Annotated in this window: 7 protein-coding genes; 5 read left to right on the top strand and 2 right to left on the bottom strand. The window is 54.3% G+C overall.

Going from position 1 to position 26,294, the window contains the following annotated elements; translation table 11 throughout:
* Positions 1–2: 2 nt before the first annotated feature.
* A complete protein-coding gene (locus VH413_15490) occupies positions 3–1,103 on the bottom strand; it encodes a PEP-CTERM sorting domain-containing protein (GenBank protein HEX3800096.1) in 1,101 nt (366 codons plus the stop codon).
* Positions 1,104–1,731: 628 nt separating this feature from the next.
* Between VH413_15490 and VH413_15495 the strand changes: the two genes are divergently transcribed.
* Positions 1,732–6,279, top strand: coding sequence for a LamG-like jellyroll fold domain-containing protein (locus VH413_15495; protein ID HEX3800097.1), 4,548 nt, complete (start codon positions 1,732–1,734; stop codon positions 6,277–6,279).
* 186 nt (positions 6,280–6,465) lie between these two features.
* Positions 6,466–10,182, top strand: coding sequence for a DUF5703 domain-containing protein (locus VH413_15500; GenBank protein HEX3800098.1), 3,717 nt, complete (start codon positions 6,466–6,468; stop codon positions 10,180–10,182).
* A gap of 33 nt (positions 10,183–10,215) precedes the next feature.
* Here VH413_15500 and VH413_15505 read toward each other — a convergent pair whose 3' ends face one another.
* Positions 10,216–12,489, bottom strand: coding sequence for a glycoside hydrolase family 3 N-terminal domain-containing protein (locus VH413_15505; protein ID HEX3800099.1), 2,274 nt, complete (start codon positions 12,487–12,489; stop codon positions 10,216–10,218).
* A gap of 357 nt (positions 12,490–12,846) precedes the next feature.
* Here VH413_15505 and VH413_15510 point away from each other — a divergent pair, with 357 nt between their 5' ends.
* From VH413_15510 to VH413_15520, 3 genes are all read left to right on the top strand, one after another.
* Positions 12,847–21,180, top strand: coding sequence for a lamin tail domain-containing protein (locus VH413_15510; protein HEX3800100.1), 8,334 nt, complete (start codon positions 12,847–12,849; stop codon positions 21,178–21,180).
* A 20-nt stretch (positions 21,181–21,200) separates the two neighbouring features.
* Positions 21,201–23,498, top strand: a complete 2,298-nt coding sequence (locus tag VH413_15515; GenBank protein ID HEX3800101.1) for a DUF5703 domain-containing protein — start codon at positions 21,201–21,203, stop codon at positions 23,496–23,498.
* Between the two features lie 185 nt (positions 23,499–23,683).
* Positions 23,684–26,293: a discoidin domain-containing protein gene (locus VH413_15520; GenBank protein HEX3800102.1), complete on the top strand. Its 2,610-nt coding sequence runs from the start codon at positions 23,684–23,686 to the stop codon at positions 26,291–26,293.
* The last annotated feature ends 1 nt before the right edge of the window (position 26,294 follow it).

The raw sequence follows: 26,294 nt of genomic DNA on the forward strand, positions 1-26,294 counted from the left end.
GCTTATAGACTCAATGTTCGGCGGCGGCGCCACGCAAACGCCGCCATCCCAAGTCCGCCAAGCGATGCGATCGCGATGCTGGAAGGCTCCGGCACCAGGCCGATGGTCAGGGTATCTCCAGTTCCTCCGTCTAAAACATTAGCCATGCCCGTCATGCCATTAAGCTCAGCCGCAGTATAAGTGCCGTCTGGAATAACGTCCCCATCAATGGTCGCGCCGCCGAAGAGCAAATTATTATCCAGCAGCAAAATACTGTTTGCGTCTTGAATGGTTAAAGACCCCGCATCAGCAAACGAGACCGTTGCATCGAACTCCGCCGGGCCGTTCACGCCAGTGGTCGCCGTCCCGCCCGCCAGCGTAATGCTAGCTGATCCAAAAGCACTGGCCGAACCAGCCTGCAGCCATCCCGACGTGACCATTATAGTTCCGCTATAACCCACGCCACTTCCTTTAAAGGCAAAATTGGCGGTCGAAACCGGACCGCCATGCGCGCCGGTGACTGCCGAACCCATGATGGCATTTCCGAAAGTCAGGTTGCCGCTGCCCGAAAGACTGCCGTTGAAAATATAATTGCGAAAACCATTTCTGGTTCCGGTGGTGGTATTAGCTTCAGTGGCGCTTTGTCCCGCGTAAATCGCCGAATTCGCGATCACACTTACCGGACTCGTGATCGTCGCGCTAAAATCATCGCCATTACCCAGATAACCACCATTAATAATAAGTCCGCCGCTACCGAAGCTAAACGTATTATCTCCCGCGCCGATGTTGCCCGCGCCTGGGCTCTTCAAGCGAATGCCGGTATTGGCATCCATCTGCAAAGAAAATCCGGCAAAGTCCGAGCCGGGCGAAACGACTTTTGGCGACCGCAAAATACTGTTGCCTAAATCTCCGCCAAGTCCTGCTCCTTTGCCAACGTATTCATAGGTGTTGCCGGCAGTCGGCGTGGTAGTTGGCCCGGAGCCGTTCAACTGCCAGTCACTATCGTTCCAGGTGCCGCTGCCATTTTCGTCAACGACAGATGTATAATTCGCGGCCTGGACTTGCGTCGTGACGAACAGTCCGATGGGAATAAGAGCAAGGATTTTCGGGAGATGTTGTTTCATGGGATGGGTGTTGTTTGATTTCGTTTAGCCAGCAATAACAGATTATTTTGTGTATTAATCCGAGTGGTTGCGGCCGCGAGGCTGGATGCCAGCGCGAGTTGTACAGCCCGATCTTTCTGAAAAATAATATGAAAATTTTTGAATCGCACGTTTTTGATTAAGAATGATGACAGTTATATATGTAGCTATAAGTTGCTTTTGCGTTTTGACTCGCACACATATTTGGGTCTCGGAAAAACATACACTAAAGAGCCGTGCCATTTCTATCCCCCAAAGTGGGGGTACATTTTTCTATCTAATCGGTCTTAAATAAATAGCTATCTGCTCCGTGCCGGAGACTTGTTTGTGTCCAGCTGACTCGTATATTTTTTCAGTCGTTGCAAGCATTAATAAAATTTCAGGCTCCTGGCGCGTACCCCCACAAGAGGGGATAGACCACTTTTTGGTTTTTTGTTATTTTAATCTAAATCACTCAAAGAGCCGGCCAATTTGACCATACGGAATACCTTTGTCTGCATATGTTATAGTCTGTCGAAAAAGCCAGCCAAGTTATCACTAGCTATCGCCCACTTTTCCAACCCCGCACAAATATATGCTCAAACGCCTGTCAAACAAAAACTCATCGCGTATGAAAATTCCCTTCACCAAAACATTATTTGCCGCCACGATCGCTTTGTTGATGGCAGCGCCATTGCACGCGGCCAATTTCACCACCGCCCTCGTTCAAGGCACCGGCACGGATTGGACCGCCGCCATTTGGACAAATGCCACCCACACCACGGCCGTCTCAGCCACCGCCAGCAACACTTATGAAGTCTTAAACGCGGGCGCGGTTGCCGGACTAGTTCGCAGTCCTACTTCCGCCGGCACTCCCGGCGCTGCGGTCACTTTCGCCGGCGATTCCATGCAACTCGACGGCAGCAATGGGCTTGCTGGCGCGAGCATTCGCCTGAAGGGACCTGCGGGGACAACCGGCGCGAGCGCGACTCCAGCCTACTATTCCTTTGGCGCGGTTAACGGCGTGATCCTTAATGGCGGTTTCCTGGCCAACGGCGATGACGACATCGGCGTAATCACCGGCAACATCCGCGTCATCGCTAATTCCGGCATTTATGGCGGCCAGGACCCCAACACCATTAATACAGTTCAGCAGGCCGGCGGCTTTCGCGGTTTCGTATTCAACGGCACTCTATCGGGCACGGGCGATTTGTTGTTTGGCAATGCGGTTCTAGGCACACTGGCCTCCGGTCACGGCCCCTATACTAACGCCAACTTTGTCTTTAGTGGCGACGGTTCGTCTTACAGTGGAAACATCACGGTGGTCATGGGGTGGCTTCAAGCTGCATCGGGAAATGGTTTCGGCAAGGGCAATATAACTATCGCGGGAACCAGTAATGTCTATGTCGTCGGCGGTTCGGGAACGGCTGCGGGGCCGGCTCAATTCGATGCCACCGTTCCCTTCAGCACTCCGGGCGATTTGACGATTGCGAATACGAATAGTTTTTTATTGCTGGATAACAGCATGGCCTTTGGCGCCGTAACTATTGATGGAATTAGCCTGACCAACGGTTTTGCTTATACTGCCAGCGAAATCAATGCACTTACCGGCCAAACCAATGTTATTGATCCTACTGGTACAAACGAAGTGACGGTTGGCCAGTTGTTTCAGCCTCCGATTGTTTCGGCTCCTGGTTCGGAACTTCTTCTTCCGGGTAGCGTTGCGACTTTTAGCGTTAGTGCCTCGGGTTCGGATCAGGAAAATCTAACTTACGCGTGGCAAAAGGGCGGAGCGCCATTAAATAATAATCCTCCTCACATAACGGGAGCCACGACTCCCACTCTGGTCATCACTGGCGTGACTTCAGCGGATGTTGGTAACTATTCGGTAGCTGTGACTGGCGTCACGACCCATCTTACAACGACGAGTGTTGCCGCTTCACTTAATACGATCACGCCCAACACGTACCAAACGGCGCTGCTGGGAGCCAATCCGACTGCGTATTATTCCCTTAGCGAAACTGGCGATCCGACGACCGGCACACTCGTGTGTTTCGATTCACTCGGCGCCGCAAATGGCACTTATGGAACGGCCGTGCTGGATGGAGTTCCCGGCCCGCGGCCCGCGGATGGCTTTCCGAATTTCTCACCGACGAACGATGCGGCAACCTTTGTCAATGGTTCCGGCGCTTCCGCAATTACACTATCTGCCCTTAATCTGGATACGAATGCGGTGACTTTGAGCGCATGGATCTATCCCACCGCGCCGGAAAGCGGCGGGCGCGGAATTATTTTTTCGCGCGATGCCGGCACGGTCGCCGGTCTGTGTTACAACACCAGCCAGGTAAACGGCGATTATCAAATTGCTTATAACTGGGGAAATGACACCAATACCTTCGGCTTCCAGTCCGGTTTGTTCGCGCCGCAAAATCAATGGTCTTTTGTGGCGGTTGCCGTTAGCGCCACCAATGCCACTCTATATGTCGTTAATAGCGGAGGATTACAGACTGCCACTCATGTCTATCCTCACGCCGTTCAATCCTTTAGTGGACGAACCTTGATTGGTGGCGACAGCGGCGATGGCGGCAGCGGCGATGGCGGCAGCGGCTCGCGCGGATTCAATGGTTCGATTGACGAAGTGGCCATATTTAACAGTACATTGACGGAACCTCAACTGTTGGCTATCTATGGCAGTGCCTCAGGAGTCTCGAATTTTATTCCGCGCATTTCGGTTCAACCATTGCCCGCTGAATCTTTTGCGGGTGGCAGCGCAGCCTTTACGGTAACTCAAACTGGCGGGACAACTCCGTTGAGTTATCAATGGTATAAGGGAAATGTTCCGCTCGTCAACGGTCCCACGGGGTCCGGCTCAACGATCTTCGGAGCGACTTCCGTTGACGTGAATATTGCGACTTTGATTATTAGCAATATTACATCTACGGACGTGGGCAGTTATAAAGTCGTCGTCTCGAATTCAGTCGGCACGGCGACCGGCGGTCCGGCGGCATTGAGTCTGGTCAGCCCGAGCGGTGAAGGCTATGAAGCGGCGGTCCTCACTGCCCGACCCGACTATTTCTACGAATTGAATGAAACCGCCGACACTTCGACTGGCACTGCTGAAGCTTTCGATTTTGAAGGTGGAAATAATGGAACTTATGGAACAGGCGTCGAGGATGGAGTTGCCGGGCCGCGTCCGTCCGATGGTTTTCCAAACTTCTTCCCGACGAACAATGCCGCATTCTTCAATAATGATACTCCCGCTTCGACGATCACGACGCCGGGCTGGAATCTTAACGGTAATAATCTAACCATCACCGCGTGGATTAATCCTTCCTTCTCAGCGGATACGCCCTTCGGCATTGTTGTGTGCCGCAATGGGGTCAGCACCGGCTTCGGTGGATTATGTTTCAGCGCGACGAATGCTCCCGGAGCCAACCATGACCTGGCTTATAACTGGGGTGATAGTCCGGCCACTACAAATTGGATTTCCGGGCTTGATGTGCCGCCCGGTCAATGGTCATTCGTCGCCGTGTCCATTACTCCGACCAATGCTGTCCTCTACATGATTAATGCCAACGGTCTTTCGTCGGCGGTCAACACGTTTAATCATGCGGCGCTGGCGTTTAGCGCGCCGGTTAGCATTGGCGGCGACCCGATTGATGGCGGCAGCGGTGTGCGCACCTTCCCGGGTTCGATTGACGATGTGGCTATCTTCAAACGCTCGCTGTCGCAAAGTGAGTTGCTCGGTCTCTATACCGCGGCTTCGGGAGTTTCGACATTTGCGCCGCAAATCTCAGTGAACCCAACCAATGTGACTGTCTATCAGGTGCAGACGGCGCAGTTCAGCATTCAGGCGACGGGAGTTCCAACGCCCAGTTATCAATGGCAGCAAGGCATCACCGGCAGCGGCGGTCCTTACACCAACATTAATAATAGCGGACAATTCTCGGGCGCCAACTCACCTACCCTGACAATTAGCAATGTGGATTTCCCGAACGCGCTCGACTATATCGTCGTAGTATCGAATCCAGGTGGAACCGTAATGAGCGCACCGGCGACGTTGAGCGTCTTGCAAACGAATGCTTCCGGCAATGTTACGCTCACTTCCAACGGCGTGCCAGTCATCGAAGTCCAGGGGCAGGACTGGAACACTCTCGGTGTGTGGAGCGACGGTCAGGCGGTATCCAACTCCGCGGTTACTTCGCCGTTCGATACGTATGAAGTTCCGGTGAACGCCATTCTGCGCTCGCCGACGGCGGCGGCAGCCTTCCCCGGAAGAAGTTTAACCATTGATGGCAATGGAATTTTCGTCAGCGGCGCGGGAACAAATGTCGGTTCGAGCACGGGCGAATTCCGCATCAAAGCGACGCCCATCACGGTTCCGAAACTCGTGATGAACGGCGGTCAGATTGACGAATCAGTGGGTGGTTCAGCGGGCGGACCGCCGACGCTAGCCCCAGTCGTGCTCAATGGTGAGATTGATATTCTTGCCAACACGCCATTCTATAATGACACAGGAAATGACGAAGGGCTTACGATCAACTCGCTCTTGACCGGAACTGGTAATGTAGAGTTCCGCGACCAGGGTTATTCGATCACCAACGGCAATACTATGAATATTGCCAACAGCGCCAATACTTACTCCGGCACCTGGGATGTCATTCAAGGCACGCTGCTCGGAACGGGAACGGGCGCGCTGGGAACTAATAACATCACCATCGGCACGACGGGCGCGCTGGAAACCACCTATGACCTAAATGCTCCGCACGCGACCTTAATGGTTAATGGCAAGGTATTATTGCATCAGAATGATACTTTCCTGAACGTAGTGGTCGGGGGAACCAGTTTGGCGGCGGGCAATTATCCATTCGCTACGCTGGCGTCGTCCTTCCCGGATAACTTTCCGGCGAATTGGCCAATACAGACCGGTTCAACGATGACGAATGCCTCGGGCAGCATTACGGTCCTTGTGGGATCCGGCCAGGCACGTCCGACGATCCATTCCAGCTTCGCCAACGGACAGATCGTGCTAAGTTGGAGCAACGCGGGGTTGGGAATACTCCAAAGTGCGACAAATGCGGCTGGGCCGTGGGCGGTGGTGTCAGGCGCCACTTCGCCCTACACCAATTCCATCTCGACCAATACGCCGCAGCTTTACTTCAGATTGCGCGCGCAATAAATCGCGCCGGCTAATTCCACCGCCGCAATATCTCACTCATCGGGATATTGCGGCGTTCTTGCGTACCTGTATCGAAAATCTTTGGCTTGCTCAGATGCAACCAATTTGATTTGTCAAGTCCCCGTCTTCGTGATTTGCACATTTTAGATTTTTATAAAATGATAGCTGGCGACCACCGGTCATATTGTGAAAGAGCAACGCACTCATTGTATCGTCGTTTTGGTTTTGCTGGTTAGTTTTCTGGCCTGCTGCGCAAGCGAGGCGGGCATTCTCCCGGCGGATGTTCTGTCTGAACTCAACAGCTATAATCTGAATTGGACAACGCCCAGCGCCAACGGTTCTCCCGGTTCCATGCCCATCGGCAACGGCGATCTCACCGCCAATGTATGGGTTGAAAACAACGGCGGCGATCTGTTGATGTATATCGGCAAGTCTGACAGTCTCAGTGAAGGCACGCGGATTCTAAAGCTTGGCCGCGAGCGAATTCATTTTTCGCCGAATCCCTTTGCCACCGGCCAGCCCTTCAATCAAACGCTGGATTTTTATCACGGCGAAATTGATATCACAGCGGGTCAGGCGGGCTCGCAAATTTCCCTGCGCATTTATGCGGATGCCAATCAACCGCTGATTCGCATCACGGCCAGCGGCCAGCAGAATTTCACGATGTCCTGCTCGAATGAAATCTGGCGCACTTCAGCCCAGGGAACCACGAACGGAGACTCGGACAGTTTTCGCGGTGTGGCTGGCGCGACTCCGGCTCCCGTTGAGAGCGCCGATCAAACCGTGGCTCTCCCGGATCGTTTGGTATGGTACCACAAAAATACGAGTTCTTACTTTAATTCGATCTTCAAGGCGGAAAATCTTAACGGACTGTCGGGCGGTTATAGCGACCCGTGGACCAACCGCATTTTTGGCGCGACGATTCTGGCCACAAATTTCAGCGTCGCAAATAATCAATTATTGCAATCCGGCTTGGGCACAAACTTCCTGATTTCCATTTATCCATACACGACGCAGGCGGCGAATGAAGCCATTTGGCAAAGCCAGATGAATGCGCAGATAGCGGCGGCGGCATCCACTGACGAAGGCACAGCGCGGAACAATCATTACGCGTGGTGGGACGCTTTTTGGAATCGAAGCTGGATCTTCATCAGTGGCGACGCGAATGCAACCAATGTGACTCGCGGTTATCTTGAACAACGCTTTCTTGACGCGTGCCAGGGTCGCGGGAAATTTCCGATCCACTTTAACGGCGGACTTTTTACTTTCGATTACAACGGGCAAAATGCCGACTATCGAAACTGGGGACCGGGTTATTGGAACCAAAATACGCGGCTTTCTTACTGGCCGATGCTGGCGTCCGGTGATTTCGAGATGATGCTCCCGTTTTTCAACATCTATACGAATATGCTGCCGCTGCAAATGGCGGCGACGCAAAAATATTATGGCCATGCCGGCGCTTTTTTCCCGGAAACTTTCAATCTTTTTGGACTTTATTACGGCGATGATTGGGGTTGGAACAGCAGCACCGCGACGACCTGTGGCGATACTTACATCAAGTATCATTACCAGGGCGGACTGGAAACCCTCGCGATGATGCTTAGCTATTATGATTACACGCAAGATAGCGCGTTCGCCACGAACTACCTCGTGCCGATCGCGACACAAGCCATTCGCTTCTTTAATGATCACTGGTCAAAGGTGAATGGAAAACTTTTCTTCTATCCGGCCAATGCGTGTGAGATGTATTGGAGTTGTACCAATTCAGCCGATTATATCTCTGGCCTTAACTCAGATATTCAACGGTTGCTCTCACTGCCCGCTAATTTGACGACGCCCGCGTTGACGAACGAATGGAACAGTTGTTTGACGGCGTTGCCGCCATTGCCGATGGATTCAACGGGCACTTATGTGAAACCGGCGCAGACATACGGCGTCACGCGCAATTCCGAGAACCCCGAATGCTATTGTATTTTTCCGTATCGGCTTTTTGGATTGGGCACGTCGAATTTCAATGTTGGTTTGGCCACTTTTAATAACCGGACGGTGCAGAACTATAAATTCGATTGGAGCCAGGACGTGATTGAAGAACCACTGGTTGGGTTGACCAGTGCGGCGCAGGCGGATGTCATCAATAATTTCAAAGACACAGATTCAGCGTGCCGGTTTCAGGCATTTTGGACTTCGCGAAATGATTATATTCCGTGCGAAGATACCGGAGGCGCGGCGCGAAGTGGCTTGGAATATATGCTTTTGCAATGCGTTGGGAATCAGATTCGCCCGTTGCCAGCGTGGCCGACGATGTGGAGCGTGGATTATAAGTTGTGCGCGCCGAGTAATACAACCGTTCGTCTGATTCTGACGAACGGTGTTGTCTCACAACTAACCGTGTCTCCCGCCATTCGCACCAATGATCTGGTAGAGCCGACACCGGCGGCGCCTTCCAGCGTTACAGCCAAAGGCGGTTTCGGACAGGCGGGGATTTTCTGGACAGCTTCGACCGGCACGAGTGCCTATAATGTCAAGCGAGCGACGGTGAGTGGTGGCCCATACATTAACATAGCCACGAATATAACCGGCTTGAGCTATATCAATACCGGCCTATCAAACGGAACAAATTATTATTACGTTATTTCGGCATTGAATCTTTGGGGAGAAAGCACCAATTCGGGGGAAGTAACGATTACTCCGGGAACGAATGCAGCAGTGCGATTCGAGGGAGATTTGATTGTGAATCTTCCATCGCAAAATCTCACGCCGGGTTCAAAGGTTTGGACCAACCAGACCAGCAATGCCAAGGGTGTAGGGAATTTTACCAGCGTTGGCAATGCGAATCTCGATTTGGTTAATCTGACGTGGAACGGTCAAAGCGTTCGCACTCTATTCATTAATCAAAATGGAAACAACTCGGTTCAGTCTGCTTTAGTAAGCCCGACAGAAATTAATTCGAACAATCCAGTTTCAGTCGAAGCTTGGATCTACCCCGTGGACGTCAATCAAACCAGTTGTTACCTCAACTATGGAGATCAGGGCGGCAGCAGTTCGCCGATGAACGAGCGAGAGTTTGATTACGACACCGGCGGGCATGGTGTGATCTCGGGAAATTTTGGCAACCTGGACACCGGCTGGGCAACGACACCAACCGCAGCGGCCTGGCATTACATCGCGGTCACTTACGACGGCACGCGCATTCAGGGTTATATGGACGGGAATCTGGATGTGACTCGCACCATCGGCACACCCATCTCGACCGTTCAAACCGTCATGCAAGTCGGTTCGGCGATCAATGGCACGAGCATGAATGGCGGCAACGATCCGTTTCATGGCTATATCGCCTGCGCGCGAGTGGAGAGCGGTTTGTTGACGGCGGATGATATTACTGCAAATTATGTGCTCGGACCTTTGGGTACGGCGGCGGCCATCACGCCAGCGGGGTTGGCGGCCGCGGCGGGTGATGGTCAAGTAAAACTCTCCTGGAACGCTTCTGCCAATGCTACTGGTTATTACCTTCGGCGCTCGAATGCTGCCAATGGCACTTATACTGTCATCGCAACGAATTTAAGTTCGTTGAGCTTCACCAATACCGGTTTGAGTAATGGAGCAATCTATTATTTCACAATATCAGCCACAAACTCCGCCGGGGAAAGCAGTGTTTCAATTCCGGTTAGCGCCCAACCAGTTTCGATGATTCCACCGCAGTTGAGTGCAAGCGTTAGCACTGGCCAGATACAATTCAACTGGCCGCTGAATAACGTGGGTTGGATATTGCAAGCGCAAACCAATTTGGCTGGTTCAGGTATTACCGCGAATTGGACGATCGTTGCCGCCTCACAGTTGACGAATCAAATAGCGATTCCGATTACGACTAATGGCAATGTCTTTTTCCGTTTAGTTTATCCGTGAGAATCTCTTGATAGTCAGGTCACTGATAATTGATCACCGGTTCGCGCCTTGGCTCAATTTGAAATGACTGGTCATTCCGCCGTTTGAACTTCCGCCGACCATCATTACGTATTCGCCGGGTTCGACTTTCCATTCACGGCTTGCGTCCCAAATCGCTAGGTCGGATTGTTTGATATGCAATTCAACGCGGCGCGATTCGCCTGCTTGCAGATGCACGCGGGAAAAGGCTTTCAACTCCTTCACCGGCGTGGCTACCGGCGCGACCGTGAGCCGCACATAGGCTTGCGCGACTTCATCGCCGTCACGCGTGCCGGTATTTTTTAGATCGAATGACACAATTAGGTCGTCGGTCGAACTGGACGGGGTGGTTACTTTTAAGTTGTCATACTTGAAGGTGGTGTAACTCAAGCCGTGTCCAAAAACAAATTGTGGCGCATCGTTTCCATCCACATAACCATTTCCCTTGGACGGAAAATGATTGTAGTAAACAGGCAGTTGGCCAATGCGTTTGGGGAAGGAAACGGACAAGCGACCAGCGGGATTGTTATCGCCGAATAATGTCTCAACAATAGCGCGGCCACCCAGTTCACCGGCGTACCAGGTTTCAAGAATCGCGGGCACATGTTCGGCGGCCCAGGGAATGGTCAACGCGCGCCCATTCTGCAAAACCAATACGACGGGCACACCGGTTTTTACGACGGCTTCGAGCAAGGCTTCCTGATTTCCCGGCAATCCGATTTCGGAACGATCAAAGCCTTCGCCCGAGATTCCTTTCTTTTCGCCGAGGCCAAGGATGATGACTTCCGCCCCGCGGGCATTGGTGACTGCGGCTTCGATGTCTTCGCCGTCCGCAAAAGTCACTTGAGTTTGGGACGAAACTTTTTTCCGAAGTTCGTTTAACATGCCGTGCTCGCGGCCATCGGTGGATTCATCGGCGTAATCGCCGAGCCGCGCCCAATCGGCGTTCGGCCCGATGACCGCGATGTGTTGCAAATTGGTTTTGAGCGGGAGTAATTGATTTTGATTTTTGAGCAGGCACATGGATTGACGCGCGACTTCGAGAGAAAGGTCCAAATGTTCCGGTGAGCGGCGCACTTTGGCATCCAGGGATTCGTCAATGAACGGATGATCAAAAAGGCCGAGCAAAAGTTTCACCCGCAGAATGCGCGAGACGGCGGCATCCAATGTGGCCGCCGAAATCTGCCCGTTCTTCACGCCCTCGATGATTCCGCCTTCCCAGACATCGTGATCGAAATCGAAAAACTGCATATCCACGCCGGAATTGAGCGTGAGCCAAACAGCTTCGCGCGGCGAAGCCACGACATGATGCGTGTCATACAACCGGCGAATCGCGCCGAGGTCGGACAACACGAAGCCCTTGAAACCCCATTCGCCGCGCAAGACGGTGTTCAGCAGCCAGGGATTTCCCGTGCAAGGCACGCCATCAATATCATGATACGCGGCCATCACCGCGAGCGCGCCGCCTTCGCGAAAAACGGGCTCGAAGGATTTCAACATAATCGTGCGCACTTCACGTTCACCGGCGTGAACGGGCGAACTGTTCAAACCGCTTTCCGGCGAACCGTGCGCGGCGAAATGTTTGGGCTCGGCGATGACGTTGTGGTCGGTGGCGAGAGAATCACCTTGCATGCCGCGCACGTAGGCGAGGCCGATTTGACCGCTCAAAAATGGATCTTCACCAAAGTCCTCCTCCACGCGGCCCCAGCGGGGATCGCGAGCGATGTCGAGCACCGGACCGAGAATCATATCCACGCCGTTCGCACGCGCTTCCGCCGCGATGGCCGCGCCAATTTTTTCGGCAAGAGCAGGATTCCAAGTGGTGGCGAGATTCACACTGTGGGGAAAGACGGTTTCGTTTTCGCCCATGTAACCGTGCAAGCCTTCCTCGATGAACAGCGCGGGAATGTGCCAGCGATTGTGTTCGATGACCCACGCCTGCATTTGATTATAAAGCTTCGCGTGCGGATAGGCGTCGTGGATGGAACCCACGCCAAGATTGCCGAGGATTTTTTCACCGACTTGCGGGCGAAAATCGGCATCCGCTTTGGCGTGCGTGCGGTCGAATTTTTGATCAGCGTCGAGCAAACTGTCCGAGCCGGAAAACATGTCCAACTGGCGGGCTTTTTCTTCGAGACTCATGCGTCCAAGCAGGTCTTTGATACGTTCTTCCACTGGGACATCGGCGCGTTGATACAGGAAGTTCGTGCCAGTGGTTTGAGCCGGCATAGTCAAAGCGCTGGAAATCAAAACCAACCCCGGCAAAACGAATGGGCAAAATTTCATCATATATTTTTGGGCATGCGTGAGAGGCACACTAACCAACTGGCGAGCCCGAGCCCATCCCCGAAAGCGGGGATAAATAAAGGTCATCCCCTAAAATGGGGATGCCAGAAAGGCTTGCATGTGCTATGTTTGCGCTACAAATGATTCACCTTTCCGGATTTGCAACCACGCATCTTTGCGCTCGCGTGGTTTTTGCATTGAAGGCAATGTAAAAGAAAGCCGATGAAATATTCTTCAGAGATTCTTCCCCCCCAAATATTCATGCTCATTTATCGCCGACTGGCTAACTCAGTTAGTTTTTTGCTGCCAGTTGTGCTCTTGGTTGCGTGCACCGTTTTCGGTGTTGCATCGGCGCAAGCTGTGGGTACGGCGACACAGTTGGCCTGGACGACTCCGCCCGCCCACGTCACCAACGGATTGGTTTTTGGCACAAGCCCGGTACTGAAAACGACCGATGCTTCGGGCAATCCCAGCACAGTCGGGCTGCCTGCGAATAAATTTATCCAAATCGCGCTTTATTCGGGAAGCGGGGCATTGAGCGGCACACTGATTACCAATATCGGCACGGCGGGGGCGAATGGTGTGGCGACGTTCACCAATCTTTCCATTTCAGTGGCGGGACCGGCGCAACTGGTAGCGTTTGACATCGGTGCGGGGAATTTGCCCACGAATATTTCCGCCGGGGCGAATTGCCAGCTTTGGCTGGACGCGGCGGACATGACGACGATGACGGTGAACGGTTCGACGCTCTCAGTTTGGAAAGATAAAAGTGGGCATAACAATAATGCCACCGGAGGAGTTTCGCCGATGGTGGCGACCGATAGCCTGCTCGCGCAGACTTCATCGGGCTTGAGCCAGGTGGTTCGCTTTAACGGCGCCAATACCTACCTTGGCATGAACCTGAGCAGCCTGAGAGGTTCGCCGTACACGATCATCGCGATCGAGGTGGCGACGCAAAAAAATAACGACAGCAGCTATTTCATCGGCAACACCGGCGGTGACAGCACGGACCTCACCTTGCACATCGGTTACAACTCGCCCACCGAATGGCGCTGGGGCCAATACGGGGATGACTTGAATTACGATACGAACTTCACCTTTCCCGCAATTCGCACCTCGACGGAACGGATCACTTCGTCGCGCGCGGAAACCTTTTTCATCAATTCAGCGCAGGTCGGTTCGCGCACGGCGCAAGGTTTGTTGACCGGCACGGCGTTGGGCGAAGGCACGCTGGGGAGTGCGCTGGGCGGGGCTTATTATATGGGCGACCTGGCGGAGATCATGGTTTTCAACACGGCGTTGAGCGATGCCGACCGGCAGACCATGGAGACGTATCTCTCGACCAAGTGGTCGAACGGCTATTCGAGCGCGGTGACGGGAAACTTCACCGTGCTCCTGACGAATGGCCTAGTGCCGCTGTCTCAAGTGGTGGGCATCTATCGGCAGCTTTGGACGAATCTGAATGCCAATATCGGATCGAGCCTTTCCGTGCTGACCAATACGTCGCTCAATCCGTTTTGGCCGAACAATCCAACGGCTGCGTTCACGAAGGTATTTACCAATTTTGAAACCGAAGTGAATACCGGCATGAATAATTATGGCGAGCGCCTCCGCACGTTCGTTATTCCGCCGACCAATGGCAATTATACTTTCTGGATTGCTAGTGACGATACATCGCAGTTGTTTCTGAGCACGGACGAAACTGCGACGAACAAAGTGCTTATCGCGCAGAACACCGGTTACACGGATTCACGGCAATGGACCAAATATCCCAGCCAGGTTTCCACGCCGATCGCGTTGCGCGCCGGATACCGTTATTATCTTGAGGCCATCATGCAGCAAGGTGGCGGCGGCGATAATCTCGCGGTGCGGTGGCAGTTGCCAAATGGCCAGATTGAAGAGCCGCTGAGCGCAACGAGCACGGCGGGGACGATTCTCATTCCCTGCACCGGGGTGGACACGGCGCCGGCAATTTATTCGCAGACCGGCAACGTCACCGCGCTGGAACGGACGAGTTTCAATCTGTCGGTGTTGATGGCGAACCAATCGGCGCTGACGTATCAATGGCGCCTTGGGAACGCAAATATTGTCGGCGCGAAAGGACCGATATTTTCAATTACGAATGCCTCGATTGCGACCAACAACGGGCAGGTTTATACGTGCGTGATTTCCAATTCGGCGGGCGTGATCACCAACCTGCCGATCACGCTGAATATTATCCGCGATACCAATCCTCCGGTGGTCACGCTGGCGCAAAATCTTGGTTTGAATCAAATGGCGATTTCATTCTCCAAGCCCCTCGACCCGGTGAGTTCGACGCGCACGGCGAATTATGTTTTCACCAACGGTCTCGCGGTGATAGGCGCATCGCTGGATTCCACCGCGACCATCGTTACGCTCTCGACCGCAGCGATGACCTACGGGAGCAATTATTCCATCGTCATCAATAGCGTCAAAGACCTCGATGCCACGCCAAATATTATCGCTACCAATACCACGGTGAGTTTCGTGGCGGAACCGTATTCACTGATGGACATCGGCGGTTCGGGAACGCCTTCAACCACGACTTACGTGACCAATGGCGTGGATGTCACCGCCGCCGGCAGTGACATCGGCGGAAGCACCGATCAATTCAATTTGGAGTATCAACTGCGCACGGGAAATTTCGATGTACAAACGCGCGTCGCGGGATTCACGCTGGCGGACATCTGGGCGAAGGCGGGTTTGATGGCGCGCGAGACGCTTGCACCGGGCGCACGTTTTGCGGGGACGTTTACGACACCGAGCATCAACGGCGATTTCTTCGAGTGGCGCGATCCGCTGAATTCCACGGCCAACACGACTGGAAGTTTTCCGGCGAATTATCCGAATACCTGGCTGCGGCTGAAACGCCTGGGAAATGTTTTCAGCGGTTACGGCAGTTACGACGGGCAAACGTGGACGCAGCTTGGCAGCGTAACGATTGCGATGTCCAACCAGATTTATCTCGGCTTCTCGCTGAGCAGCCACGGCACGAACGTGAACACGGCGCAATTCCTGAACGAATCGGATGTCGTGAACGCGGTGGTGGGCACGGTGGTGAACCCGCATGAAGGCATCGGCCCCAGCAGCCGCAAATCGCCGATTGCGTTTTCGGAAATCATGTACAAACCGGCGGCGCGCGCGGATGGCCGCAACCTTGAATTCATCGAAATCTATAATAGCAATCCGTATTTCCAGGACATCAGCGGTTATCAGATCACGTGCGCGGACATGAATTATACGTTCCCGCCAAACACGGTGTTGGCGGGCGGCGCGTACTTGGTTGTCGCGGCGGCGCCGGTGGACCTCACGAGCGTGTACGGGATCACAAATGTCATGGGCCCGTACCTGGGCAGTTTAAAAAAGACGGAGACGCTTGAACTGATTGATGAACACGCGGCGGTGCTTCTCACTGTCCCCTACTCCACGACTTATCCGTGGCCGACGGCGGCGGATGGAACCGGTCACTCAATCGTGCTCGCGAATGCGAGTTACGGTGAAGGCGACCCGCGCGCGTGGGACATCAGCGACATCATGGGCGGTTCGCCGGGCGCGAATGAAGCGTTTCGCCCGAGCCCGTTGCGCAATGTGGTCATCAATGAAATTCTTCCGCATACCGAGCAGCCGGGCGTGCCACAATTCGTCGAACTTTATAATCACAGTTCCAATAGCGTGGATATTTCGGGCTGCATTTTGACGGACGATCCGGCGACGAATAAATTTGTCATTCCCGCCAGCACGATCCTGCCGCCGGCTGGTTTTGTTTCGTTCACGCAATCGCAATTTGGTTTTCCGCTCAACGGCGGGGGGGCATCGCTTTATTTCATCAAGCCGGATGGGTCGCGCATTCTCGATTCAGTGGAATACGGTGCGCAAGCCGATGGTGTTTCGTACGGACGTTGGCCGGACGGCGCGAATGATTTTTATAATTTCATAAGCCGCACGCCGGGCACGAACAACAGTTCCATTCTCATCGGCGACATCGTCATCAACGAATTGATGTACGATCCCATCACGGAGAATGACGACGATCAATACGTTGAGCTTTACAACAAGGGAACCAACAATATCAACCTGGGTGGCTGGCAGTTTATCTCCGGCATCACTTATACGTTCCCGGCAAATACGATTTTGTCGGCGGGCGGTTATCTGACGGTCTCGCGCAACACCACAAACTTGTTTGCGAAATATCCCAGCCTGAGCCCGGCGAATACGGTGGGCAATTTCAGTGGAAAATTGTCGCACAATGGTGAACTGATCGCGCTGGCCATGCCTCAAACGCTCAATGGCACGACGAATATTTTGGTGATCGAAGATCAAGTCACTTATGGCACGGGCGGACGCTGGGGGCAATGGTCAGGCGGTGGTGGCAGCAGTTTGGAGTTGATTGACCCGCGCGCGAACCATCGTCTCGCGGCGAATTGGGCGGACAGCGATGACACGGCGAAAAGTGTCTGGACAGATATTGAGACGACCGGCGTGCTCGACGACGGTCAGAATTATGGCACGGCGATTGACTACGCGCAGATTGGCATCCTCGATTCCGGTGAATGTCTTGTTGACAATATCGAAGTGGATTTCAACGGCGCGAATTACGTGACGAATTCCGACTTTGAAACCGGCGGGACGAATGGCTGGAGTTTCCAGGGTTGCTTCACGCGTTCGAGCCTTGAAAATACCGGTTACAACAGCGCCCACTCATTGCATTTGCGCAGCAGCGATCACGTTTGGACGGGCGATAATTCGTGCCAGGTAGCACTGAACAATCTGAGTCTGCAATCGGGTCAAACGGTGACGCTGCGTTTCAAGGCGAAGTGGTTGCACGGGTGGCCAGAGGCTTTGTTGCGTTTGCACGGCAACTGGCTTGAGGCCGCGGGCACGATGACGGTTCCACCGAATCTCGGCACGCCCGGCCAACCCAACAGCCGTTACGTCACGAACGCGGGGCCAGCGATTTATTCCGTCACGCACACGCCGACACTTCCGGCCGCAAGCCAGCCGGTCGTGGTCACCGCTTCCGTTCACGATCCTGACGGCCTGGTGGCGATGACACTTTTTTATCGTCTCGATCCCGCGACGAGTTACACGCCGGTGGCGATGAAGGATAATGGCACAGGCGGCGACGCAGTGGCAGGCGATGGCATTTATAGCGCGACGATTCCGGGACAGAACAGTGGGCAGCTTGTGGCTTTTTATATTTCCGCGACCGATACCAAGGTTGCCTCGACGCGTTTCCCGCCATTGATTTCGGACAACGCGCCGGTGCGCGAGGGACTCATTCTGTTTGGTGACAGCGATGCGCCCGGCAGTTTCAGCACGTATCATTTGTGGATTTCCAGCACCAACGTCACGCGCTGGGCGAATCTCTCCGACCTGAGCAACGAAGAAATGGACGGCACGTTCGTTTACGGCAAACGCGTGGTTTATAATATGGCGGGACGCTTCGCGGGCAGTCCGTATCACCAGGATTTTGATACGCCGGTGGGCGGACTGTGCCATTACAAATGGAGTTTCCCTGATGATGATCAATTCCTTGGCACGACTGATTTCAACAAGATTCATCAGCCGGGAAATTTTGCCGGCGACGATGCCTCGCTGCAACGCGAGCAACTGGCGAATTTTTTCCTGCGCGCGCTCGGCGTACCCTGGCTGAATCGCCGCTATATCGTGGTCAATGTGAATGGGAATCGCCGCGGCACGTTGATGGAGGATGCGCAATGTCCTGGCGGCGACGTGGTGAAGGAGCATTATCCCAACGACTCGGACGGTTATCTCTACAAGATGCAGCCGTGGTTTGAATTCGCGCCGTTCCCGACCGGGTCGAGCATCGGTTTTAACAATCAATCGTGGTGCAATATCGAATCCTATTTGACGACCGGCAACGCAAAGAAAATTGCGCGCTATCGCTACATGTTCTTGAGCCGCCGCACACCGGATTCGGAAAGCAATTTCACCAACGTCTTCAATTTGATTGATGCGGCCAATTCGTCGAGTTCGCCCAATTACGTGGCGAACCTCGAAGGCCAGGCGGACATGGAAAATTGGATGCGCGTGTTTGCGGCCAATCATGCGGCGGGAAATTGGGATTCATTCGGGTCCAGTTCGGGACAGAATTTGTACGGCTACGTCGGCACCCAGGGCACAAAATATTCGCTGCACATGTGGGACTTCAATCTGGTGTTCGGCGACAGCGGTTCATGGAATCCGGGAGAAAATCTGTTCACATTCAACGGCGAAGACCCGAACATCCAAACCATTTTTAGCAATCCGACGTTTCAGCGCATGTATTGGCGCGCGCTGGGAGAGCTGGTCAATGGACCGATGGATCTTTCTGTGAGCGGGCCAATGTTGCTGGCCAAGTATAATGTTTTTGTGGCCAACGGCCTTTCGGTGGAAGATCCGCGGACGGCGCTCGAAGGTTTTGTTTCGACGGCGCAGAGCAGCATCGCGAACCAGCTTGCGTCGGTGAATGCTACGGCGTTTTCGGTGACGACGCCGGTGGTCACGAGCAATAATATTGCCTATGTCAGCGGCATCGCGCCGGTGGATGTTTCGGATATATGGATCAATGGCGTGGAATATCCAGTGAACTGGACTTCGCTCACGGGTTGGACGATTCCGATTCCGCTCACTGCGGGAAATAATACACTAAATATCACGGGCGTGGATCACAACGGCCAGCCCATCGCCGGTGACACCAACACGGTCAATGTAAATTTCAGTGGCACCACAGTTTCGCCGGTGGGACACATCTTCATCAATGAAGTGATGGCGCAACCGAGCGTGTCCGGCGGGCAATATGTGGAGTTGTATAATAATTCCACCAACGTGGCTTTTGATTTGTCGGGATGGCAGTTGCAGGGACTTAATTACACGTTTCCCACCGGCTCGCTGATCGGCGCGACGAACTTTGTCGTTCTGGCCGCGAACCGCGATGTGTTTGCCAATACTTATGGCGCGAGTATTCCGGTGCTCGATACGTTCACGACCGCGTTGCTGCCCGGACAGACGTTGTCGCTCATCCAGCCGGGGATCGGCAGTAATATTGTCGTGGCAGAATTGAGATACGACAACCGTCTGCCGTGGCCGACCAACGCCGTTGGCGCTTCGCTGCAATTAATTGACGCGAAGCAGGACAACTGGCGCGTGGCGAATTGGGCGGTGAAAACCAGCGGGAGCGTCGCGACTCCCGGCGCAATCAATAGCGTGGCGGCGGTGTTGCCAATTTTCCAGACGCTCTGGCTTAACGAAATCGAGCCGGGCAATCTCGCGGGCATCACGAACAGCGCGGGCCAGCGCACCGCGTGGATTGAACTCTATAATCCGACCACGAATACGCTTTCGCTGAGCGGCCTTTACCTCGCGAACACTTATACGAATCTATTTCAATCCGCCTTGCCCACCACGGGCGTGATCAAGCCCGGCGAATTCAAAATTATTTTTGCCGACGGCTTGACGAACTTGTCCACGACTAACGAACCGCACACAAGTTTTGTGCTGTCGAATTCGACCGGCTCGCTGGCCTTGAGCCGCAACATCGGCGGGCAGGCGCAAGTGCTCGATTACCTTGATTACACGAATGTCCCGGTCAACGATTCCTACGGCTCGTCGCCTGATGGACAAAGTTTCGTGCGCCAGTTGTTTTTCAACCCGACACCGCGGAGCGCGAATGCCGATGCATTGCCGCCCGCGCCTTCAGCCGTGAGCTATGCGGTTCCCGGTTCGATTTATTCGCAGGATTTCAACGCGCTGCCGAATCCCGGCGCGACTTCGGTAAACAGCGCGAATCCGGTGACGGTCAATGGCGTGACGTATTCGCTCGCGAACCCCTTTGACTTTGCCTTTCCCGTGACAGCGACCGGCGGCGGCGGGCTTGGCTTGCAAACGATGGCTGGATGGTACGGGCTTGCGGACCCGACGGCGAGCGTGGGCACACGTTTGGGCGCAACCGACGGTGACCAGACGACTGGCGGGCAAAACAGCTTTGGTTCGCCCAACTCGAATAATCGCGCGCTGGGATTGCTCGCGACCAGCACGACCGGTTATACGGCGTTTGGCCTCAAGCTGGTCAATGATACCGGCGAGACTTTGAAATATGTGAACCTCCAATATACTGGCGAGTTGTGGCGTCAGTCGGACACGCCGAAGACGGTGGAGTTTTATTATTATCTCGATCCGACGGCTGCGGCGGCGTTCTCCACGAACACGACTGGGTTTATTCCCGCAATGAATGTCGTGTTCCCAACGCTTCCAGCAGACAAGGGCGGCGACCCGGTCATCGGCACTGATGCGGCCAACCAGACTAATCTCGCATTCACGAACCAATTTATTACCTGGCCTGCGAACGCGGCTTTGTGGCTGGTCTGGGAGATGCCCGATTCAAGCGGCAAAGCACAGGGAATGGGCATTGATAATTTGAGTTTCTCCGCCACGGCCGCGCCGGTTGCGCCGCCGCCGGGACTTAATTTCAGCATCCAGTCTGGCAATAAAATGGTGCTGAGTTTTCCGACGCTCATCGGCCCGACATATCAAATCGAATCTTCGACCAACCTTGGTTCCGGCGTGTGGACTCCGGTCGGAGCATCGTTCACCGGCATCGGAGGCTCGGTGCAACAAACCAATCTCATCCAGTCACTCGATCAAACCTATTATCGTCTTAAAATGATTCCCTGACTCGTCCAAACAACCAAACCATGAAATTATTCCTTAGGTCTTTTGCCATCGCATCCATCGCCTGCCTTTTTACCCAGCCACTATTTGCGGAGAATGATTTTGCCGCGAAAAATGCCGTGACCTGGATGTCACTCGGCACGAATGAAAATGATTCCATGCCCATCGGCAACGGCGACGTTGCCGCCAACGTATGGACGGAGCAGAACGGCGACATTGTTTTGTTAATCGCGAAGTCGGATGCGTGGACTGAATTGGGAAAGATCGTCAAACTTGCACGTGTGCGCGTGAGCCTTTCGCCGAATCCGTTTGCGGGATCGTCGAATTTTTCCCAGACGTTGCGGCTGGAAGATGGGTGCATTGACCTGACGAATGAAGGCAATTTGGTGCGCGTTTGGATTGATGCCAATCATCCGGTGCTGCATGTGGAGTCGCATCTCGCGCAAGCGGCGACTCTCGAGGCGAGAATGGAAATGTGGCGCACCAATGTGCATTCGATGGATCAGGCTTCGCCCGACCGCGGCGGACTTTTCGAACTTGGCCATTCGGTGCCGATAAAATTTACGCCCGACACGCTTTTTCCTGCGCGCTCCGGGCACATCACCTGGTGCCATTATAACTCGAACAGTATTTATCCCATTGTTCTGACGCGCGAACATTTGGAATCGGTCGTGTCGAAGTATCCCGACCCGCTGTTGCATCGCTGTTTTGGCGCGACGATGAGCGGCCCGAACCTGATCTCCGACGGCGACTACGCGCTCAAATCTTCGATGCCGGGTAAAAACGCGCGCCTCGACGTGGTCGCGCTGACAACGGAAGATACCGCTTCGCCCGAGGCGTGGCTGAAAAAAGCGGATGCGCTGGCGGCGGAGTTGAATCGCGGCAAGCTTGAACGCGCATGGGACGCGCATCGCAAATGGTGGAATGAATTTTGGGATCGCAGTTGGATCAGCGTGTCGGGGAACGAGGGCGCGGCAAAAGTTTCGCAAGGTTACATCATGCAACGCTGGATGGTGGCATGTTCTTCGCGCGGGCCGCAGCCGGCGAAATTCAACGGTGGACTTTTCACCGTGGGCCATGACGGTGTGCCTGAAAATAGAGAATCCAACGAACGAAACCACAACCCCGATTATCGCGCGTGGGGAAATTCTTATTGGAACCAGAACAATCGCCTGCTCTATTGGCCGCTCATCGCCAGTGGCGACGAGGATTTGCTCAAGCCGTGGTTCGACCTGTATCTCAACAGCCTGCCGCTCGTTAAGGACCGCACCCAGATTTATTTCCATCACGACGGTGCGGCTTATATCGAGACGATGTATTTCTGGGGTTTGCCGAATCTGAATGATTTCGGCTGGGACAATTCCTCGACCGAATTGCAAAGTTCGTGGATGCGCTTTCACACACAGGGCGCGCTCGAAGTGGTTTCGCAAATGCTTGACAGTTATGATTGCACGCAGGACGAGGGTTTTGCCCGCAAATCCATCGTGCCGTTCGCGAATGAATTGATTTTGTATTACGAAAAACATTGGCAGCGCGGGCCGGATGGGAAATTAAGGTTTTCACCGACGCAATCGCTCGAAACGTACCAGGTGGATGCCGTCAATCCGACGCCGGATATTGCCGCGCTGGATTCGATCATCCCACGATTGCTGGCGTTGCCGAAAAGCACGACCACACAGGAGGAGCGCGATCGCTGGCAAAAAGTTCTCGCTGATATGCCGCCGATTCCGATGGGCAAGACGGTTCGCGGAAAAATTCCCCGCGCCGGCATGACCAACGCGCCAGGCACGACGACGGTGATCCTTCCCGCCGAAAAATATGGCAAGACCAGTAACGGCGAAAACCCCGAGCTTTACACCGCGTTTCCGTATCGCATCTATGGCGTGGGCAAACCGGACCTGAAACTCGCGCGGGATACTTATGCAGCGCGGCTGTTTCCGCAGGATACTTGCTGGGGACAGGACGGAACGCAATCGGCGGTGCTCGGCTTGACGGACGAAGCGCGCAAGGCGGCAACGGCGGAGTTCACGAATTATGGCAACCAGCGTTTTCCGTGGTTTTGGAAGGCGGGCCACGATTGGATTCCCGACCTCGACAACGGCGGCAGCGGCATGATCACCCTGCAACTGATGTTGATGCAATGCGATGGACGCCGCATCCAACTTTTGCCCGCGTGGCCGGAAAATTGGACGGCGGATTTCAAACTGCATGCGCCGTTTAAAACGACCGTTGAGGGCCATGTACAAAATGGCCAGATTTCCAATTTGAAGGTGGTGCCGGCCTCGCGCATGAAGGATGTGGTTATAGTTCCGGCGAGTTAAGATTCAAATGTAAGTCCTATTAGGCATAGGATATGTAAGCGCTGATAATCCCCGAAAACTCCCCGTTTTCGGGGATAGCGCCAACTTCCCGTTTGAGCCAGCTTGTACGAGGTGAACCCGGGCCGATACAAACATGATGAAGGCACGCCGTTTGGCGTTGCGGGTACGCGTTAAGCATTAATGATATGAAGAGAAGTATTTGCTGGTTGGTTCTGTTGTTGGCATTGTCCCTGTCTGCCCGCGCTGAAGATAAAACTTTTTCCCCGGCCAAACCCCAATGGCTGCCCACGCTGACACCTCAGGAGGAAGCCAAGACTTTCGTCCTGCCCAAAGGTTATTATGTGGAACTGGTGCTGTCCGACCCCATCATCAAGGAACCGGTGGTGAGTGTGTTCGACGGCAATGGCCGCATGTATGTCGCCGAAATGCGCAGTTACATGCAGGACATTGACGGCACGGACGAGCATGCCAAAGTCGGGCGCGTCTCGCTGCATTGGTCGAGCAGGCACAACGGCGTCTTCGACAAGCACACCGTTTTCATTGATCACCTGTTGCTGCCGCGCATGATCTTGCCGGTCGCCGACGGGTTGCTCGTTAACGAAACGGACAGCGACGACATCTGGCTTTATCGCGACACCAATGGCGATGGTGTGGCCGACAAAAAGGAACTCGTTTATGCGGGTGGCCCGCGCGGCGGGAATCTGGAGCATCAACCCAGCGGTTTGATTTGGGATCGCGACAACTGGCTTTACCAGGCGGTGTCGTCGTACCGTCTGCGGCTCAAGGGCACGAACGTCGTCAAGGAACCAACGCCGTCGAACAGCGGCCAGTGGGGATTGACGCAGGATGATTACGGCAAGCTGTTTTTTGTAAATGCCGGCGGCGAACTCGGTCCGGTAAATTTTCAGGAGCCGATCGTTTATGGCGCGTTCAAGGCGAAGGATGAACCGTCTCTCGATTTCATGGCGGTCTGGCCGTTGGTGGGACTCGCGGATGTCGAAGGCGGCCGCAATCGTTTTCGTCCCGAGAATAATACGCTCAATCATTTCACGGCGTGCTGCGGGCCGGATATTTTTCGCGGCGACCGTTTGCCGCTGGATGTTCGCGGGGATTTATTTTTTGGCGAACCAGTTGGGCGCCTGATCCGCCGCGCAAAGATTGAAGTGCAGGATGGCGTCACGCATTTGGTGAACCCTTACGATCATTCGGAATTCATGCGTTCGACAGACCCGAACTTTCGCCCGATCAACATGGTCACCGCGCCCGACGGCACGATGTATATCGTGGATATGTATCGCGGCATCATTCAGGAAGGAAATTGGGTGAAGCAAGGCTCGTATCTGCGCACGATCGTGCAGAAATTCCAGCTGGATAAAAATATTGATCACGGACGCATCTGGCGTTTGCGGCATAAGGATTTCAAACTCGGCCCGCAGCCGCACATGCTGGATGAAACTCCGGCGCAGTTGGTCAAGCATCTCACGGCCGCCAATGGTTGGTGGCGTGACACGGCGCAAAAGCTCATCGTCTTGCGCAATGATAAGTCGGTGGTTCCCGCTTTGACGAAAATGGCGATTTCCGATCCCAATCCCCTCGCCCGCCTCGATGCGCTTTGGACGCTCGAAGGTCTTGATTCTGTCTCGCCGGATTTCCTGCGGGTGATGCTGGCGGATCAAAATCCGCAAGTGCGCGCTGCCGCCGTGCGCGTCAGTGAAAGCGTGTACGAAAATGGCGACCGTTCCATCGTGCCGGACGTCCGCGCGATGGCAAAAGATTCGGACCCCAATGTCGCGGTTCAAGTGATGTTGACCGCGAATTTGCTCAAGTGGACCGATAGCAAGCAATTTGCCGAGACGATTGTGTCGAATAACCAATCCGCCGGGGTGCAAACTTTCGGCCAGGCACTGTTGCTGCCGCCCGCCGCTGCGCATCGTGAATTTTCCGAATCGGAACGGCGCATCCTCGCGCGCGGCTCGGTGATTTATAACCAGCTTTGTTTCGCGTGCCACGGCAACAACGGCAAAGGCATGCCGCTGCAAGGCGGCGCGCCGGGCACGACCATGGCCCCGCCATTGGCGGGTTCGAGCACGGTCAACGGCGTGAGCGAAGGCATCATCAATGTCCTGCTGAAAGGTCTCAGCGGCCCGGTGGGCGGGAAAAATTATGGTTCGCAAATGGTCTCGATGCAAAACAACGACAACGAATGGGTCGCCGACATCACTTCGTTTGTGCGCAATAATTTTGGAAATTCGTCGCCCTTCATCAACGCATCCGAAGTGGCCCGCGTTCGCGATGCAACGAAGGACCACAACGCGCCCTGGACGCTCGACGAGTTGCACGCCATCCTCCCGCAGTCGCTGGCGAATCGTTCGCAATGGAAAGTTTCCGCAAGTCATCATTCCGATGCCGCGCGCCTGGCGATTGATGGGCGCATTCAAACGCGCTACGACACCGATGCTTCGCAAACCCCCGGCATGTGGTATCAAATCGAATTGCCCCAGGCCACCAGCGTGTGCGGGCTTCGCCTCGATGCCGGTGATTCATTCAACGATTATCCGCGCGGTTACAAAGTCCAACTCTCGGATGATGGAAAGACCTGGGGTGAACCCGTCGCCAGCGGCCACGGCAGCGGCGTGGTGACTGAAATATTCTTCCCGGCAACCAAGGGCAAATTTATTCGCATCACGCAGACTGGGTCGGTGTCTGGTCTATTCTGGTCTATCCACGAATTGCGAGTATTTGAACCGGGTGCGCCAGTGATGACCAAAGCCGCGCCGGTTTCCACGTTTGAATGAC

This window comes from Verrucomicrobiia bacterium (genome assembly GCA_036268055.1).
GTDB lineage: Bacteria > Verrucomicrobiota > Verrucomicrobiia > Limisphaerales > Pedosphaeraceae > DATAUW01.